Consider the following 17,056-nt stretch of genomic DNA (forward strand, 5'->3'; position numbering starts at 1 on the left):
TAGAAGATCGGCCCCTACAGAGTATTGTCGGGTGCGACCCTTTTTTCCGGTCGCCCCCTGCCAATGATTGGCATCCGACGAAATGCGTTTTCAGCCGTTTGGTTTTTCCCTGCCCTATCGTTCCCAGTATGACTCTTCCAGACTGTCTTCCCGCTCCGGCAACCCACGGGTTAAGCGCGGTGCATGCTGGTTCAGCACCTGATAGCTTACCCGGTTAGCGTATTTACATACCTGTGCCAGCGAGGAGTAGGTGAGGTAACTCCGTCCATGCTTGCTGGAGTTCGGCACATTCGAACGGTGGAAGTTGTTGGCGGTAATATCGTGCAGCAGCGCCGCCAGTGCGCCATCCCCGGCACCATTGGTATTCATGATCTTTTCCGGCCCACCCATATAAGGTGCGATATGGGAAAAAATACGCAGCGGCTGTGTGCAGTCCTGATGGCGCATGGCGCGGCTGAACTCATACTGGTTAAACTCCGGGATCGCCCCCGGCAACAGCGGATGCTGCGTGGTACGCTTACCAGATTCCTCAGTAAAGGCCGCCATATACAGGCCGTTTGGTCCGGCAGTACACAGCACCAGATCCACCCAGTCGAGGGCACTATTCGCCGCCTGCAACGGATCGCGTTCACCGGTCAGCTCGAAAGCTTCATCTTCATTCATGGCCACCACAGAGACATGATCACGCAGGAAATCACGCCAGAACTGCGGATTATCGGCAATCACATACTTGGTTCCCAACGTCAGCACCACCGGGACGTTATGTTTCTTTGCCCAGTGGATGGCCTGCATGGTCGCTTCCGGCATCGGCTCGCCAGGCTTGCAGCGCACCAGATAAGAGGTCAGCACCAGTGCAGATGCTCCGGCAATCACCTCTTCGGGAATGCTTTGTGGGCGCAACTGGTTCATCATCCCCGGGCTGATGGCGAAGGTACGCTCACCGTTATCGCCGATAAGCGTGAAACAACGGCCGATCGCCCCGTCCACACCCTGCAAATAGTTCAAATCGGTTCGGCTGGAGGTATTACACAGATAACGGTAAGCGTAACCGCCAATCTGCACGTTATTACACATCACGCCCAGCAGTACCGAGCGGTCATCCGCCAGTACCGAATAGTTGTGCAGCGTATTGCCAATCGTGCCACCGGCAAACTGATGGGTGATCAGGTTATTATCAACCAACTCGGCATACAGCGCCTCGGCCACATCATCCTCAATCACCAGCGAATGCCCAAGGCTCAGGCCATAACGCGCCACAAAGCCATCATCCACTTTGGCTTCAATATCGACGAGAATCTGATCAATACCTACAATCCAGCTGTTGGCCGCATCGTTTTCCGGCTGAACCGGCTGTAGTAAGGGATCACGCGCACTGACGGGGAAATAATGTTTGGATTTACGTTTACCGGGGAATTTCATCATTGCAGGCTACAGAAGGGGCTCAGAGCGCAATCATAGCACAATTGCGCTCTGTGACGATCACAGAGGAGGACATGGCCTCCCCTGTTTTAGCGGTACTGGTTGACCAGCTCCAGCATCATGGTGATATGAGCTTCATCATCATTCAGCGCCGGAATGTATTCAAAACGCGTCCCCCCCGCATGGAGGAAGATCTCACGGTTCTCACCGTTAATCTCCTCCAGCGTCTCCAGGCAGTCAGATGAAAAGCCCGGGCTCATAATCTGCACATGCTTCACGCCTTTGGCGGGCAGGGATTTCATGGTTTCATCGGTATAAGGCATCAGCCACGGCTCACGTCCAAAACGTGACTGGAACGTCAGCATCGCTTCGCTGCTGCCCAGCCCCAGTGAGGCCGTAAGCGCGTTAAAGGTGTCATAGCAACGCTCGGGATAATCATCACCTTCATCGGCGAAGCGTTGCGGGATACCGTGGAACGAGGTGACCAGCAGGTCAGGCTTGCCGTGCTGGGCAAAAGAGCGTTCTACCGAGGCTTTCAAGGCAGCAATATAGGCCGGATGTTCCGCATAATCACGGATAAACTGCACGGTTGGCAGGCTGCGGTAACCGGCGAACACGTCGGTAATACCATCCCATACCGCCGCGACGGTCGAGCAGGAGAACTGCGGATAGAGCGGAAGGACAATAAGGCGATTCACCCCTTGCTGCATCAGGCTATCGATAGCACTTTTCAGGCTCGGATTGCCATAGCTCATCCCCAGCTCCACCGGCATATCCAACCGCGCGGCCAGTGCTGCTTTCTGACGCTGACTGTAAACCATCAGCGGAGAACCTTCGTCCATCCAGACGGAAGCATACAGTTTTGCTACTCGCGGAGAGCGCAGCGGCAGAATGCCAATATTCAGGATCGGCCACCACAACCAGCGCGGGGTATCGACCACTCGTCTATCGCTAAGGAACTGTTTAAGATAACGTTTTACGGCAGGTGTCGTTGGGGCATCAGGTGTGCCTAAGTTAACCAGTAATACGCCAGGCTTATCTTGCCTCATTGTTATTCCTTTTTACGGCATCGTCGGAGATGAAAACGAGACTTATTCTAGCGGAAAAAAGCGGGGGATAAACCAATTGCTGTCATTGAGCCAGGTTATCCCTGGCTCAAAAAGCACTAACCGAGGATTTTGGCCAGCTCTGCGCTAACTTCAGCCACTTTACGGGTGCCATCGATCTTGTGGTAAGCCGTGTTACCTTCGGCCGCTTCTTTGCTGTAGTAAGCAATCAGCGGAGCCGTCATCTCATGGTATTCCACCAGACGTTTACGTACGGTCGCTTCCTGGTCATCTTTACGGATGGTCAGTTCTTCGCCGGTCACATCGTCTTTACCTTCCACTTTTGGCGGATTGTAGGTGACGTGGTAGACACGACCAGACGGCGCATGGACACGGCGACCGACGATGCGATCAACGATCAGTTCGTCAGGGACGGCGAATTCCAGCACGTTGTCAACTTTAATGCCCGCTTCCTTCATGGCATCAGCCTGAGGAATGGTGCGTGGGAAGCCATCCAGCAGGAAACCATTACGGCAGTCTTCCTGAGCAATACGCTCTTTGACCAGCGCGATAACCAGTTCGTCAGTCACCAGTTTACCGTCGTCCATAATCTGTTTGGCTTTCTGACCCAACTCCGAGCCCGCTTTAACAGCGGCGCGTAGCATGTCACCCGTAGAGATCTGCGGAATACCGTATTTCTCCATAATGAACTGAGCCTGAGTCCCTTTACCTGCACCCGGAGCTCCGAGCAGAATAATACGCATTGCGTAAATCCCCTTGCGAATCGCTTAATTGATCACTTTATCTGAGGGCAAGAACATACCATTTTGGCCCGCTATCCACAAGGAAGGGCGCGGTTATCCTGCATCCGCGTAACGTTGTAGCGATACCTGTCGGCGGGCATACAGCGTTTGAGAAATCACCGCAACGATAATAATTGCACCACCAATAACTGCCTGAATTGTTGGGATTTCGTCCATAAATAGAAACATCCACAATGGCGCCAGCGCAGTTTCAAGCAGTAAAAACAGCCCGGCATTGGCCGGAGAGACAAAACGCGTGGATAACGTGATTAACCCCATCGCCAGCGGCATAATTAACGCCCCTTCCGCGATCACCCACCCATATTGCGCAGCCGACAACACTTTCAGACTATCGACCATGTTTGAGTCCGGCCACAGCACAATCAACACCGATGCCAGCACCGCCCCCAATGACGGTAAACCCGCCGAGCCACCACTAACGCGTGAGGTAAAGATAAACGCCAGTGCCATAGAGACTGCCGTGCCCAGCGCATAAACATTGGCGATGCCATTATGGCCCAGACCACGGCCTGACATCACAATCACCACGCCAACAATGCCCGCCAGTGATGCCAGCATCACGCTGCGATCGATAGCCACTTTGAAGAACAGCCGGGTAATCAGGGCCGAAATAAACGGCGTTGAAGAGATAATCACCAGTACCGTGGCCACATTGCCCCGGTTCAGTGCATTAACGAAGCAGGCGGAAGCGATGCAAAAAAACAGCGCCGACAGCACATTGTCTTTGGTCAGCCACGGCGTGCCAAGAGTGGAGCGGCTCTGGCGCCAAAAGGCCCACATCAGCAGGCAGACACCCCACATGCAAAGGCCGCGCAGGGCCACAATCAGCCAGGAATTTTCAATGCCCATCATGCGGATAAACACCGAATCCGTACTGAGAATCACACCGCCCATGATGCCAATCATATTGCCATTCACGGCAAAGGTACTTTTCATTTTGCCTCCCACAGGGTGCTCAGTTTGTTTTCTACCTGTTCCGTCATATCGACAGGCTCACTGCCGTCACCCCTTACCCAGCACGACAAACGCAGGGTTTTGGCATGAGGGAAATAGCTGGCCCCTGCTGCTTTCACCTGCTGTTGCAGACTCTCGCTGAGCGCAGGTACCGGGAAACAGCTAAAGGGCAAATCCGGTGCACTGATTGAGGTGAAATCCATACCTGCGACATCGTTCAGCTGCACAGGCCCAACCTGCGCCACGTTATACGGCTGCCATTGGGTGCTACGGATGTTTTGCAGTGCTTCTTCCAGTGGTTTTGCCGACGAGGTGGACTCTTCAAACAAACGCAACTCACTGCGCATCAGGGTACTAAAGTCCTCGGGACGCAGGGCAATAATCGCCAGACCGATAGTTAACGAGGCATGTTTATGGAGAGGGGCGACAAAAATGGAACTGTCCGCAATCAGCTCACCGTGGCGGTTGGTGGCAAAACTGTGCGAGGCATCCACTACGCCTTTACCTTTACTGTTTTTCAGACTGTTGAGTTCACCGGTATACGGATTGACGTGAGTAATGATACGCACGCTGCCAGGCTCGGTAAAATGTGAGGCCGGAGGGCTGAACAGCTCAGTGATGGGCTGATAGTGCGCATGTTTGGCCAGGCACAGCGTGGTTTCCTGCTTATGAAACAGATGCGATAAGATCACCAGTCCAACGCGAACCGACTGAACAAAAAACAGATCGTACTCTTGCAGCTGATATATGCGGGTTAACTCTTCCCGGAGTTCATCTTTCAGCATAGAAACTCGCTTATAAAACCGATCGCCATGGATCTGCTGTAACTGAGGGGAAAGTGAGGATGCGTCCATTAATTTATCAACTCTTGCTGGAAAAGCAGTGGCATAACGTTGTCACGGAAGATCGATCCAACCGCGATTTCACAGGGGGGCCTGCGATAATTCACCCAGGCAATCTCTTCGATTTCGTTGCCTGCGCGCGGCTGCCCGTCGATTTCAACGTGGTAGACATGGTTCTCTATCGCCATGGCTTCAAATTCGGCCTGACCATGAAACAGGCCAAAAGGCCGGAAGCCTTTAATCTGCACACCCAGCTCTTCCTGAAGCTCACGCTTCAGGCAACTCAGATGGTCTTCTCCCGCATGTGGCTTACCGCCGGGGGAGATAAAAATCTCGGTGCCGCGTTTACGGGTCAATAACAGCGAACGCTGATAAATAATAATGGCCGCGCATTTAACGATTATTTTCATCTCAGACTCCGGGTGACGTAACCCGCAGGCTACGCCACCTCTGACGTTCAGATTCAGGCAGCAGCGCTGGTTTTCAGCACAGGCGTCATCAGGGTTTCACCTGACAGGAAACGGACGATGTTGTGTGCCAGTGGCGCTTTGTCATGCAGATATGCGAGGATCACCTCATCATTCGGCGTCGAGAAGCTGTCGGCGAAAATGCTGATCCCTTCCAGCGATTTGGTCGAAATCCCCAGCTGCAGCAGGCGGTATTTCACGTCATCCGCTGACTGAGCAAACTCATAAATCGGCGACTGATAGTTGATGTCGTACTGCGCCATCATCTCCATCAGGAAGGTTTTCGCTACCTGACGCTGCTCCGGGAATTCCATCTGATAATGGGTGATGCCATCATTAATGGTGTTAATGTCGTTGCGGTGGCAGAAATCGACCAGATGGGCATGGATTGCCAGTTTCTCTCCCAGCAGCACCAGGTTTTTACGATATTTCAGAATGTCACTTTCCAGGTGTTCAATCGCAATTGAACGGAAAGCACCGCTGATATCGGCAATGGTATGGGCGACGACTAAGTCGCCAAACCGGCTTTTCAATTCATCAACACGGTGCGACAAAATGCCACGATGCAGTGAACATCCGCTGTTTCCTGACCAGAGGTGTACAGGGATACCCTGTAACATCAGATAACACGCTGCCAGGGTGCTATCACGACCGCCGGTAAACATGACGAGCTGTGTTTTTACAGAATGCTGATTTGTCATTTTCCTTTCCTTCGCATTGATGATGAATGTAATCGTGGGCTGACAAGGGGAAAATACGGCTGTGTAACGAGAGAAACCAGAAGGGGGCGTTTGCTGGTGGCTGACAGGACAGCACCCCGACCTGGAAGCCAGAGTAGGGAAATTATGCTGGACTTGAAAATGATATAAACAGACACTCCTTGTTAGTTTTTCTAACAAGGTATGATTATGTCTGGCCTTCCTTCACTGCGTGCCCTGCGCTACTTTCATCAGGCAGCACAGCATCAAAGCTTCAGCCTGGCGGCGCAATCGCTAAACGTGACGCACAGCGCTGTTAGCCACCAAATCAAACAGTTAGAAGAGTGGCTAGGCAAACCGTTATTTTTACGGGTGAACGGACGGGTGCAGTTGACCCCGGATGGCGAACGGCTAAAAGTGTGTTGCATACAGACCTTTCGCGAGATCGAATTGACCTGTGAGAAAATTCGCGCACGCAATTTGCACAGCCTGACCATCTCCTGTGCCCCCAGCTTTCTGGCACAGTGGCTGATCCCGCGTATCAGTCGTTTCTCAGAACGGCACAGCGATATTGCCCTCACCTTTCAGACCCATGTTGATATTGAGCGGGTGCGCAGCGAGCATACCGATGTGCTGATTGTCAGCCACGAGCAGCCGTTGCAGGAGGATATTACCGCCACGCTGATTACCGTCGACTATATTGGTCCGGTATGCGCCCCGAAGTTCAGTCATCGCTTTACCTACGAGACAGATTTTTCCACTCTGCCACTGCTACATGCCGATACCAAACTGCATGCCTGGGCGGAGTGGGCAAAGAAAACCGGGGCAAGAGGCGATTTTTGGGCGGGACGTCATTTCGATAATCTGACGCTGGCGATTCAGGCGGCACGTAACGGAATGGGAATTATTATGACCCCGCAGATTCTGGTCAAAAAAGAGATACGTGACGGGTCTTTGATTGCTCCGCTGGGGTTTGCAGAGGTGGATCGCGCGACATGGATGATGGTCAAAACCGCCCGTAAAGAAGAAGCTGAGATTGAGTTGTTTCGGCGGTGGTTGTTAGAAGAGGCGTCGATCGCGGGATAAAACGGGTCAGGCATGCCTGACCCCTACAAAAATCATCAACAACATCCGGCCGGGTCGGGCATGCCCGACCCCTACAGATTATTGCGGCTTAACGCACGCCTCGCCCGAGACAACATCGCAGCATAGCGTAGGGGTGAGGCACGCCTCGCCCGTTTTTTTGCGAGCCGTGCTGACGATATTTACTCCGAAAATACGCAATATATCCGGTACTGATATGCTCCCCAAAAAGGAGGATGTCATGCAACAAAGGAAATCTCTGCGCCTTAAACACTACGATTATCGCCAGCCCGGATACTACTATCTGACACTGTGCTGTCAGCAAAGAAGGCCACTGTTCGGCCACTGCTTAGAGTACCGCAGCTATCTTAATCCATACGGTATCATCGCCCGAGACTATCTTTACGCATTACCTCACCATTTTCCCGGTTGCCAGATCGACAGCAGTATCATTATGCCCGACCATCTGCACTGTATCTTAGTGATACCGGAAAGGTATCAGTTTTCGGTGGCGACACTCGTGGGCAGCTATAAATCGGCAGTGACGAATAGAGTACGTCGAATACATGTGGGGTTAACGGTATGGCAGCGAGGATATTGGGATCGGGTGATTCGCGACAAGGATGAGTTGTCTAACGTGCGGGAGTATATGTTGAATAACCCATTGCGTTGGTGTTTACGGGAATAAAACAGGGTCGGGCATGCCCGACCCCTACAGATTATTGCGGCATAACGCACGCCTCGCCCGAGACAATATCGCAGCATAGCGTAGAGGTGAGGCACGCCTCGCCCGATACAGCATCACGGCATAGCGTAGGGGCGAGGCATGCCTCGCCCGTGGCTCGTTATCCCAGCAGCAGCTGATTCATACGGCGGATAAACTGGTTAGGATCCTCCAGCGATCCCTTCTCTGCCAGCAGTGCCTGCTCCAGCAGCAGCTCAATCCACTCGGCAAAGCGAGCTTCGTCCTGAGTATCGGCAGCACGTTTCACCAGCGCATGGTCTGGATTCAGCTCAAACAGATATTTCACCTCAGGCACGTCCTGACCCGCAGCAGCAAACAGTTTTGCCATCTGAGTGGTCATTTCGTTAGCTTCAGTGGTGACGATGGCCGGAGTATCGGTCAGACGGTGTGTCAGACGCACCTCCTTGACGCGCTCACCCAGCAGCGTTTTCACACGTTCTACGAACGGCTCCAGCGCTTTTTCCGCCTCTTTCTGCTCTTCGGTTTCTTCATCAGCCAGTTTGCTTAACGCGTCATCCGCTTTGCTCACTGACTGGAAGGTTTTCCCGTCAAACTCAGTCAGGTAGCTCATCATCCATTCGTCGATACGATCGGAGAGTAACAAAACCTCGATACCTTTCTTACGGAACAGCTCCAGGTGCGGGCTGCTTTTCGCGGCGGCATAGCTGTCGGCAGTGATGTAGTAAATCTTCTCCTGCCCTTCCACCATGCGGCTGACATAGTCTTCCAGCGACACGGTTTGCGCCGGGCCTTCGCTGCTGGTGCTGGCAAAGCGCAGCAGTTTCGCGATGGTTTCAGCATTGCTGCTGTCTTCTGCCGGGCCTTCTTTCAGGACCAGACCAAACTGCTGCCAGAATGACTGATATTTTTCCTCGTCATCCTTCGCCACTTTTTCCAGCATTTGCAAGGAACGCTTGGTCAGCGCACCGCGCAAGCTCTGAGTTATGCGGCTGTCCTGCAGGATTTCACGCGAGACGTTCAGCGGCAGATCGTTAGAGTCAATCAGCCCTTTGACGAAGCGCAGATAGTTCGGCATAAACTGTTCGGCATCGTCCATGATGAACACGCGCTGCACGTACAGTTTCAGCCCATGTTTGTGGTCACGGTTCCACATATCCCACGGCGCCTGGGCAGGGATATAGAGCAGGCTGGTGTACTCCTGCTTGCCTTCTACCCGGTTGTGGCTCCACGTCAGCGGATCGGTGAAGTCATGGGCGACATGTTTGTAGAACTCTTTGTATTCGTCAGCACTGATCTCAGACTTGTTGCGCGTCCACAGCGCCTGCGCCTTGTTGATTTTTTCCCACGTGGTGGTGTTGTCTTCTTCATTGTGGGTTTCGATCTCAACCGGCAGTGCAATGTGGTCTGAGTATTTGCTGATGATGCTGCGCACGCGCCAGGCATCGAGGAACTCATCTTCGCCTTCGCGCAGATGCAGAGTGATTTCGGTGCCGCGATCGGCTTTTTCAATGTCGGCGATGGTGTATTCACCTTCACCGGCTGACTCCCAGAACACACCTTCTGACGCGGCAGCGCCTGCGGCGCGAGTCCGTACGGAGACTTTATCGGCGACAATAAACGCAGAATAGAAGCCAACACCGAACTGACCGATCAACTGGCTGTCTTTCGCCTGGTCAGAACCCAGCGATTCAAGGAAAGATTTGGTGCCAGATTTCGCAATGGTACCGAGATTTTCAATGACTTCATCACGACGCATACCGATGCCGTTATCACTCAGCGTCAGCGTACGATTTTCCTTGTCGACAGAGACGCGTACACGCAGTTCGCCATCACCTTCATAGAGATCCGGGGTGGATAACGCGCGGAAGCGCAGCTTATCAGCAGCATCTGAAGCGTTAGAGATTAACTCACGCAGGAAGATTTCTTTGTTTGAATAGAGTGAATGGATCATCAGGTGCAGAAGCTGTTTTACCTCTGACTGGAAGCCACGTGTCTCTTGTCCTTTCATGGTCATTGCTACCCTCAACTAAAAAACAGATGATGAACGTTGAGGTATTAAATGGGGGTGACATAAAGGATTTCAAGACGGCACGAAGGACTCGTGCCGTTGATTGCTCAGAATTTAAACTTTTGACGCCCGGCCAGTGAGTGCGAAAGCGTCGTACCGTCAACCATTTCCAGCTCTCCGCCCACGGGAACACCGTGAGCAATACGGCTGGCTTCCACGCCATACTGTTCACACAGGCTGGCAATGTAGTTAGCGGTCGCCTCCCCTTCCACCGTTGGGTTGGTGGCGAGGATAACTTCAACAATCGTCTCTTTTTCCAGACGCTGTTCCAGGCGGTCGAGGCCAATATCATTCGGCCCGATGCCATCCAGCGGTGACAGATGCCCCATCAGCACAAAGTAACGCCCGGCAAACTGCCCGGTCTGTTCAATGGCATGGATATCCGCCGGGCTTTCCACCACACAGATCAATCCATTCTGCTGCCGTCGTGGGTTGGCGCAGATGGTGCAGATTTCCTGCTCGGTGAAAGTACGGCAATCAGAACAATGGCCGATTTCCGACATCGCCCGCGTCAGCGCCTGTGCCAGACGCATGCCACCGCTGCGGTCACGCTGTAACAGCTGGAACGCCATGCGCTGCGCCGACTTCGGCCCAACGCCTGGCAGGCAACGCAGCGACTCCATTAATGTTTCAAGGAGTGGGCTGGTTTGCATCAGAATGGCATCTTGAAGCCAGGTGGCAACTGCATACCGCTTGATACCGCCGCCATTTTCTCTTTCTGGGTTTCAGCAACGCGGCGCGCCGCATCGTTGAAGGCCGCAGCCACCAGGTCTTCCAGCATGTCTTTGTCATCTTCCAGCAGGCTTGGGTCTACTTCCACACGACGGCAATTGTGAGCGCCGTTGATGGTGACTTTCACCAGGCCTGCGCCTGATTCACCGGTCACTTCCATGGCAGCAATCTCTTCCTGCACCTGGGCCATTTTATCCTGCATTTGCTGGGCCTGCTTCATCAGGTTGCCCAATCCGGCTTTACCAAACATAAGTTCTCTCTCTTCAGCTCAGGCCGCATCAACGTAACTGCGATGCGGCGGGTTAAACAGGTCGGATACTTTCTTCATCCACATCGGCATCGAAAAACCGACGCAGCGTCTGAATATGAGTATCAGTGATAATCGACTGACGCGCCTGCGCCAGCTTCTCTTCATAAATTTTTTGCCGCCATTCCAACGGTGTCAGCACCGAAGGATTATCATCTTCCACCACGGTTAATTCAATGGGGTGCCCGGCAGCAGCATTCAAGGCATCATTTAGCGCTTTTTGCGCAGAAGGGGAATTCAGGTGACGCTGGCTGGAGCGCAAATGCAGGCAAATACCACTCTCGGTCTGCTCTTTCCAGGCATTTAACGCAAGCTGTTGAACCAGTTTTGGTATGACCAGCACCGCAATTTCGCCAGCCCACGGGTCGCGTTCTAGCGATTCCGCCACCAGCTTCACCATCAGCTCAGGATTCTTCTCATGTTCCAGTGCCGTACGAAGCGCCTTTGGCGTTGCAACCGCTTCTGCCTTCACTTCCGTTGGGTTTTGCGCTTTCCAGCGATACGCCTCTTCTTTTACAGGAACCGCTTCTGCCGCTGCCTGTTGCAGACGTTGCTGCCCGCGTTCGGTAACCGCAGCAAGACGCTCCAGTGCCGAACTTGCCGGCCGCGCACCCTGCGCTGCCGGCTCAGTCTTTTTTGGCTTACTCGCCCCCTGATGGCGCAGCAGTTGCGTTCGCGCCTGTAGGAGCTGGCTGGTAGAGTCAGATAATCCCTGGTGAGGTGGTGGCGCGTCCTGAATCGGGGACGCCGATGCCGTATGGGGTACAGGCTCTGCTGAGGGTGCTGCCGGGGTCTGTAATGCCATGGTTGGGCGTGCAACCGGGTCAGCGATCACGGCTTTGGGGTGAAAAGCCAGTGCGCGCAGCAGCGTCATTTCCACACCCATACGGCGGTCCGGTGCCAGCGACAACTCTTTGCGGCCAACTAGCAGCGTCTGGTAATAAAGCTGAACATCTGCGGGCGGAAGTACCCGTGCCAGTTCACGCAACCGCTGTTCAATGGCGGCCATATCGTCGCCCAGCGCAGAAGGCAGTAGTTGAATCATTGCCACACGATGCAGCAGCGTAAGCATTTCTACCAGCAGCGCTTCCCACTCCACACCCCGCGCAGCGGCCTGGTTGAGCAACGCCATGACTTCTGCACCATCGGCATGGACCAATGCTTCGATCAACGCCAGTGGCTGTTCATCGTCTAGCGTGCCCAGCATGTCATTAACCGTGGAGGTCGTTACCTGCCCCTGCCCCATCGCAATTGCCTGATCGGTCAGGCTCAGCGCATCACGCATACTGCCGTCAGCAGCGCGTGCCAGTAATTGCAATGCGCGGGTTTCAGCACTGATCTGCTCAGCTTGCAATACATGCTCAAGCTGACCACGGATCTGCTCCTGATCCAGCGCTTTCAAATGGAATTGCAGACAGCGCGATAAAATCGTTACCGGCAGTTTTTGCGGGTCGGTGGTCGCCAGCAAAAATTTTACATGTTCTGGTGGCTCTTCCAGCGTTTTCAACAGCGCGTTAAAGCTGTGACGCGAGAGCATGTGGACTTCATCGATCAGGTAAACTTTAAAGCGGCCACGTGCCGGAGCGTACTGCACGTTATCCAGCAGATCGCGCGTATCTTCCACTTTAGTTCGGGAAGCTGCGTCAATTTCAATCAAGTCGACAAAACGGCCCTGCTCAATTTCACGGCAGTTATCACACTTCCCACAAGGGGTAGCGGTAATGCCTGTTTCACAGTTCAGTCCTTTTGCCAGTAGACGGGCGATGGTGGTTTTTCCGACGCCACGGGTGCCAGAAAAAAGATAAGCGTGATGGATGCGGCCAAGGGACAAACCATTAGCCAGCGCGGTCAGAACATGTTGCTGACCGACAACCTCAGTAAACGCTTGCGGACGCCACTTGCGGGCCAGTACCTGATAGCTCATTAAGACTTCATCATTTTTTAAAAAATTACTTACCCAAACCGTGATAAACCGCAGTTTAGCCTGTTGACGAGTATCGGCAAGATCAACCGTGTTCACGGCCAATAAGCGGATTAAGGGAAGGTACTATAACAGAAGGTCTACCTGTCGCCATGCTGTTACACGCTTATTTTGCCACGCAGACTTGCTCTTTTTCGATGAAAACGGGTGAATAAAACCCATCAATTCATAAAATATCCAAAAATCGTTTTACCGCTACACGTAACACGAAATGCTAATTTCCCCCTCCGAAGTATGTGGCAAATTGCCCATGTTTTCCGCAAAAGCACAGGATGTGCTTTCTCCCAGCATTAAAGGAATAACAGTGCAAAAACGTTCACCACGCCTCTGATACGCAATCATCCGGGTTTCCATTTTCCGGCGAATTGGTGCCGCCTTTTTTTCAAAAAATTGCAGCGCCACAAGGATCTCCACTGATTAACGGATTAATTTATGAAACATACAACAGCTAAACAGCTCGTGGATCTTCCGCTTAAAAAGCACCGTCTGCGTTCTTCCATTTCTACACTGGCCTTGCTCTCACTGCCGATATTCAGCGCCGTCCCTCTTGCATCGGCTGCCGCTGCACCTGGCACGAACGAAACCCAGCCCCTCAGCGAGATGACAGGACGTCACACTATTACGCAAGGAGATAAAGGTGGTAACGGCAGTGATGGCGCCGATGCAGGCCAGAGCGGCAGTGCAGGTAATGGAAGTAACGGGGGCAACGGTGGTGATGGCTACGATGGCCAGAACGGTAGCTCCTCTGCCGGTGGCAATGGCAACCCGGGATCACCAGCCGGACTGGCAACGAATGGCACCAGTGGCACTAGCGGCCCCCAGGGAAGTGATGGTTCTTCGGGTCAGGCGGGGGGATCAGGAACACTGATCGTCGAGGGTGATGATGCCTCCTTGGGTTCAGTCACTCTGGGGGGGAATGGCGGAGATGGCGGTGTGGCGGGTCAGGCCTCCGCGGGAAGTGCTGGAGGAATGGGCGGCAAAGGGGGGAGCGGCGGCAACGCTGGCGATGGCGGACAGGGCGGCGCAGGGAGCAACACCGATATCGACGGCTATGGTGGTAACGGCGGCAGAGGTGGCGATGGAGCAGCGGGTGCTGCAGGCGGCCTCGGTGCCGCAGGTGCGTCAGGATCACTCGGTGGCCAAGGCGCTCAGGCTGCAAGCGGGGGGAACGCAGAACTCACGCTGACTAACGGTAATTTTTATGCTGACACGATCCTACTTGGCGGCACGGGTGGAAAGGCAGGCGCTGCCAGTAACGGGTCTGCGGGGGGCCGGGGTGGCGACGGTGGCAGCGCGGGCTCCCGGGGCCAGGATGGCATTCAAGGTGAGAACGGCTCTGACGGACTGGCCAGCAGCGGTGGCCTGGGTGGTCAGGGCGGCACCGGGGGGACCGCAGGTCGCGGTGGCAACGGCGGAGACGGGGGTGCCGGTGCCGCGGGAAGCAACGGCGGCAACGGAGCGCAAGGTGGCTATGCTGAACTGAGCCTGAACAATGCCGATTTAACAGTCAAAAACAACCTGCAGGCAGGGGGGGCTGGCGGCCAGGGTTCTCGCGGCGGTAATGGCGGAGAAACCGGCCTCAATGGCGCATCATTGTCCGGTATCGGTGGTATTGGCGGCGCAGGAGGGGATGGTGGTACAGGTGCCATTGGTGGTGATGGCGGAAACGCAACCATCAACATCGCTACCAGCCACCTTTCTATTCATTCGATAACGCTTGGGGCTGATGGAGAACGTGGTGGGGCTGGTGGTAATAGCGCATCCGATGCTATCGGTGGCCAGGGAGGTGCAGGCGGTCACGGGGGCAGCGGCACCTTGAATGTTGAGGATAGTCATATCACCAATAGCAGCTTCCTCCAGCTGGGGGGGAACGGCAGCCAGGCAGGAACCAGCGGCACCACTTCTGGCGGCACTGGTCCAGGTCTCGGTGGCAAGGGTGGCAATGGGGGCACCGGTTCTGCTCTGTTTAAAAACAGTCGTGGCCATATCGCTACTGATATCGTGCTCGGCGGCAACGATGGCGGACAGGAGAATGAATCAGGCCTGGCGGGCAATGGGCAGCTCACCATCGAAAGCGGTAACTACACCGCAGACAGCTTAACCATCGGCCAGGCAGACACCCGCTACGGTAGTGAAAACCAGTACCTGCAAACTGGCGGCATCTTCACGGCCGACAATACCGGGTTGCGCTCCGGTGCACTACGCGTTAACGGTGGAATGTTTGCCAGTACGCACCTTGATGCCTCACGAGGGCAGATGGATGTCATGGGCAAAGGCACCGCGATTATCGGAACACGTGAACTGAACGCTGAACTCTGGCAGCAAGGCGCCGGATGGATGACACAGCAGCAGTCTGAACCGTTTGCCGGAACGCTGGCTATTGCAGCAGGTGAAACCGTCGATTTGTCCAGCCCGGATCTGCACTGGAGTATTGGTAGCGACAGACATCTCAATCGATTCGATGATGCATCACTGACGATCGTTTCCGCAAAAACCTACGTGGACCAGGGTTCATCCGCCCTGCTGATCGGGGACGGGAGCGTGGCCCTGACGGCGAAAATGCTGGTCATCACCGATGACAATCTCAAAACGGGGGAACGCTTCATCGCCAGCGAAGGAGGCAATACGACGGAGGGTTTCTGGCAGCAGCAGAATATTACCAGCAGTAGCCGTCTGTTTAAGATGGGCAGCAGCGTGGAGGGCAATGCCCATCATCTGACCGCTGCACAGACCAGCCAGCCGCTTTTGCCACCGGACACACAGGACCTGATGGCCAATATGGCTAAAACGCAGGGTGTTAATACTCACTCTGACGATGCAGGCCAGCGCTTTATTTCGCAGTCGATGGATATTCGTTATATCCGCGAAGAGGTTCTCGCCAGTAAAGTCGTGCAGTCAGCATTACATATCGCCTCTGTGGTGGGTGTCCAGCACAGCACCTTTATGGCGCTGTCAGCGGCTCGTCATGCGGTTGAGCATCATCTCTCTGGCATTGCATCAATGCCCGGGGCACAGGCTGCGACAGGCGTTAATCTATGGGCGACGCTGCTGTCTGATAACAGCCGTTCTCATGGGTTTTCTTCAGGACGTTGGCAGGCTCGCTCTTCTGCAAATCTCGGTGGACTGGCATTAGGGAGTGATTTCCGTTTTGATGCCGGCGACTTCGGCATGATGACTACCGGTATGGCGCTGAATACGGGCGGGGGCAAAAGTACCAGCCATGGAAACGTGAGCCCAACGCGTAATGACTTCAACTTTTGGGGAAGCTCACTCTACAGCAGTTGGCAACGGGGCGCGCTGAATGTGATGGCAGATGTCAGTTACACCGGCAGCCGTAACAGAATGAAACAGCAAAGTCCGGCTGAGATTGAGGGTGGGTCGCTGCGGGCCAGAATGAACAGCTGGGCGCTGAGCAGTGGTATCACGGCCAGTTACCAGTGGAATAACAAACTGGCCGATGTGACGCCACATGCAGGAATACATTATACGCGACTGAAAAGCGAGGCCTTTACGACGCATAACGAGCTGGGAACGATGTTTGAAACAGCGGGTGACTCACAGAAAATCTGGTCATTCCCGCTGGGCGTTTCGCTGTCCAGGACGTTCACAGCCAGTAAAGGCTACCAGGTTAAGCCTTTACTGGACCTGACGTGGACCGGCAACAGCGGGGACGTCAAAGCGAAAAGCCGTAGCTGGCTTCCGGGCGAGGAAGCCAGCTACTCAATGACCGATTCAAGTATTACCGATCATTCCGTGTTCACCAGTAACATTGGCATTGAGCTGTCGCACGACGCATTGTCTTACAGTCTTAACTATCAGTTGAATGCGTCATCGCACATCACCGACAACACCATTTATGCCGGGATCAGGTTCGCGTTCTAATGATTATCAGGGGCAGCTTCGCTGCCCTTTCTACTCTTCGTATCCCC

14 protein-coding genes and 1 other annotated feature are annotated in these 17,056 nt (G+C 54.2%); of the genes, 3 read left to right on the plus strand and 11 right to left on the minus strand.

The window, feature by feature from the left end:
* Positions 1-114: 114 nt before the first annotated feature.
* From FY046_RS08730 to FY046_RS08760, 7 genes are all read right to left on the minus strand, one after another.
* Positions 115-1,419, minus strand: a complete 1,305-nt coding sequence (locus tag FY046_RS08730; RefSeq protein ID WP_133845784.1) for an inosine/guanosine kinase — start codon at positions 1,417-1,419, stop codon at positions 115-117.
* An 89-nt stretch (positions 1,420-1,508) separates the two neighbouring features.
* Positions 1,509-2,468, minus strand: a complete 960-nt coding sequence (gene hemH / locus FY046_RS08735; protein WP_133845733.1) for a ferrochelatase — start codon at positions 2,466-2,468, stop codon at positions 1,509-1,511.
* Between the two features lie 116 nt (positions 2,469-2,584).
* Positions 2,585-3,229: an adenylate kinase gene (gene adk / locus FY046_RS08740; RefSeq protein WP_133845734.1), complete on the minus strand. Its 645-nt coding sequence runs from the start codon at positions 3,227-3,229 to the stop codon at positions 2,585-2,587.
* Between the two features lie 93 nt (positions 3,230-3,322).
* Positions 3,323-4,225 carry a DMT family transporter gene (locus tag FY046_RS08745; protein WP_133845735.1) on the minus strand — a complete coding sequence of 301 codons (903 nt, stop codon included), beginning with the start codon at positions 4,223-4,225 and terminating at the stop codon, positions 3,323-3,325.
* A complete protein-coding gene (locus FY046_RS08750; RefSeq protein WP_133845736.1) occupies positions 4,222-5,097 on the minus strand; it encodes a DUF6024 family protein in 876 nt (291 codons plus the stop codon). Before FY046_RS08750 ends, FY046_RS08745 begins: the two co-directional genes overlap by 4 nt.
* The gene (locus FY046_RS08755; RefSeq protein WP_212815877.1) at positions 5,097-5,495 is read right to left on the minus strand and encodes an NUDIX hydrolase; all 399 of its coding nucleotides are present in this window, start codon (positions 5,493-5,495) and stop codon (positions 5,097-5,099) included. The genes FY046_RS08750 and FY046_RS08755 overlap by 1 nt, the downstream gene beginning before the upstream one ends.
* A 53-nt stretch (positions 5,496-5,548) precedes the next feature.
* A complete protein-coding gene (locus tag FY046_RS08760; protein ID WP_159337506.1) occupies positions 5,549-6,253 on the minus strand; it encodes a hypothetical protein in 705 nt (234 codons plus the stop codon).
* A gap of 207 nt (positions 6,254-6,460) precedes the next feature.
* Between FY046_RS08760 and FY046_RS08765 the strand changes: the two genes are divergently transcribed.
* Together FY046_RS08765 and FY046_RS08770 are read left to right on the plus strand one after the other, a co-directional pair.
* Positions 6,461-7,336 carry a LysR substrate-binding domain-containing protein gene (locus FY046_RS08765; protein WP_133845739.1) on the plus strand — a complete coding sequence of 292 codons (876 nt, stop codon included), beginning with the start codon at positions 6,461-6,463 and terminating at the stop codon, positions 7,334-7,336.
* Between the two features lie 238 nt (positions 7,337-7,574).
* The gene (locus tag FY046_RS08770) at positions 7,575-8,021 is read left to right on the plus strand and encodes a transposase (protein ID WP_446185976.1); all 447 of its coding nucleotides are present in this window, start codon (positions 7,575-7,577) and stop codon (positions 8,019-8,021) included.
* Positions 8,022-8,178: 157 nt separating this feature from the next.
* Here the strand turns inward: FY046_RS08770 and htpG are convergent, their stop codons facing one another.
* The 4 genes from htpG to dnaX all read right to left on the minus strand — a co-directional run bounded on the left by htpG (position 8,179) and on the right by dnaX (position 13,070).
* Positions 8,179-10,053: a molecular chaperone HtpG gene (gene htpG / locus FY046_RS08775; protein WP_171148777.1), complete on the minus strand. Its 1,875-nt coding sequence runs from the start codon at positions 10,051-10,053 to the stop codon at positions 8,179-8,181.
* A gap of 101 nt (positions 10,054-10,154) precedes the next feature.
* Entirely contained in the window at positions 10,155-10,760 is a 606-nt protein-coding gene (recR, locus tag FY046_RS08780) for a recombination mediator RecR (protein WP_133845742.1), read from the minus strand.
* Positions 10,760-11,089, minus strand: a complete 330-nt coding sequence (locus FY046_RS08785; RefSeq protein WP_017799391.1) for a YbaB/EbfC family nucleoid-associated protein — start codon at positions 11,087-11,089, stop codon at positions 10,760-10,762. The genes recR and FY046_RS08785 overlap by 1 nt, the downstream gene beginning before the upstream one ends.
* A 52-nt stretch (positions 11,090-11,141) precedes the next feature.
* The gene (dnaX, locus tag FY046_RS08790) at positions 11,142-13,070 is read right to left on the minus strand and encodes a DNA polymerase III subunit gamma/tau (protein ID WP_446185977.1); all 1,929 of its coding nucleotides are present in this window, start codon (positions 13,068-13,070) and stop codon (positions 11,142-11,144) included.
* Positions 11,742-11,803: a sequence feature (DnaX frameshifting element), on the minus strand. It overlaps the preceding gene by 62 nt.
* A 489-nt stretch (positions 13,071-13,559) precedes the next feature.
* On the opposite strand from dnaX, the gene FY046_RS08795 reads away from it, so the two are divergent.
* Complete coding sequence (locus tag FY046_RS08795) at positions 13,560-17,009, plus strand: autotransporter outer membrane beta-barrel domain-containing protein (RefSeq protein WP_446185978.1); 3,450 nt, start codon at positions 13,560-13,562, stop codon at positions 17,007-17,009.
* Positions 17,010-17,056: the final 47 nt, after the last annotated feature.

Source organism: Erwinia sp. 1181_3 (assembly GCF_052824965.1).

Excerpts from the sequence above, each read along its gene's own strand:
- hemH (WP_133845733.1), bottom strand. The coding sequence starts at position 2,468 with ATGAGGCAAGATAAGCCTGGCGTATTACTGGTTAACTTAGGCACACCT.
- FY046_RS08770 (WP_446185976.1), top strand. The coding sequence starts at position 7,575 with ATGCAACAAAGGAAATCTCTGCGCCTTAAACACTACGATTATCGCCAG.
- FY046_RS08745 (WP_133845735.1), bottom strand. The coding sequence starts at position 4,225 with ATGAAAAGTACCTTTGCCGTGAATGGCAATATGATTGGCATCATGGGC.
- FY046_RS08755 (WP_212815877.1), bottom strand. The coding sequence starts at position 5,495 with ATGAAAATAATCGTTAAATGCGCGGCCATTATTATTTATCAGCGTTCG.
- recR (WP_133845742.1), bottom strand. The coding sequence starts at position 10,760 with ATGCAAACCAGCCCACTCCTTGAAACATTAATGGAGTCGCTGCGTTGC.
- FY046_RS08750 (WP_133845736.1), bottom strand. The coding sequence starts at position 5,097 with ATGGACGCATCCTCACTTTCCCCTCAGTTACAGCAGATCCATGGCGAT.
- FY046_RS08765 (WP_133845739.1), top strand. The coding sequence starts at position 6,461 with ATGTCTGGCCTTCCTTCACTGCGTGCCCTGCGCTACTTTCATCAGGCA.
- FY046_RS08795 (WP_446185978.1), top strand. The coding sequence starts at position 13,560 with ATGAAACATACAACAGCTAAACAGCTCGTGGATCTTCCGCTTAAAAAG.
- FY046_RS08760 (WP_159337506.1), bottom strand. The coding sequence starts at position 6,253 with ATGACAAATCAGCATTCTGTAAAAACACAGCTCGTCATGTTTACCGGC.
- dnaX (WP_446185977.1), bottom strand. The coding sequence starts at position 13,070 with ATGAGCTATCAGGTACTGGCCCGCAAGTGGCGTCCGCAAGCGTTTACT.
- FY046_RS08730 (WP_133845784.1), bottom strand. The coding sequence starts at position 1,419 with ATGAAATTCCCCGGTAAACGTAAATCCAAACATTATTTCCCCGTCAGT.
- FY046_RS08785 (WP_017799391.1), bottom strand. The coding sequence starts at position 11,089 with ATGTTTGGTAAAGCCGGATTGGGCAACCTGATGAAGCAGGCCCAGCAA.
- adk (WP_133845734.1), bottom strand. The coding sequence starts at position 3,229 with ATGCGTATTATTCTGCTCGGAGCTCCGGGTGCAGGTAAAGGGACTCAG.
- htpG (WP_171148777.1), bottom strand. The coding sequence starts at position 10,053 with ATGACCATGAAAGGACAAGAGACACGTGGCTTCCAGTCAGAGGTAAAA.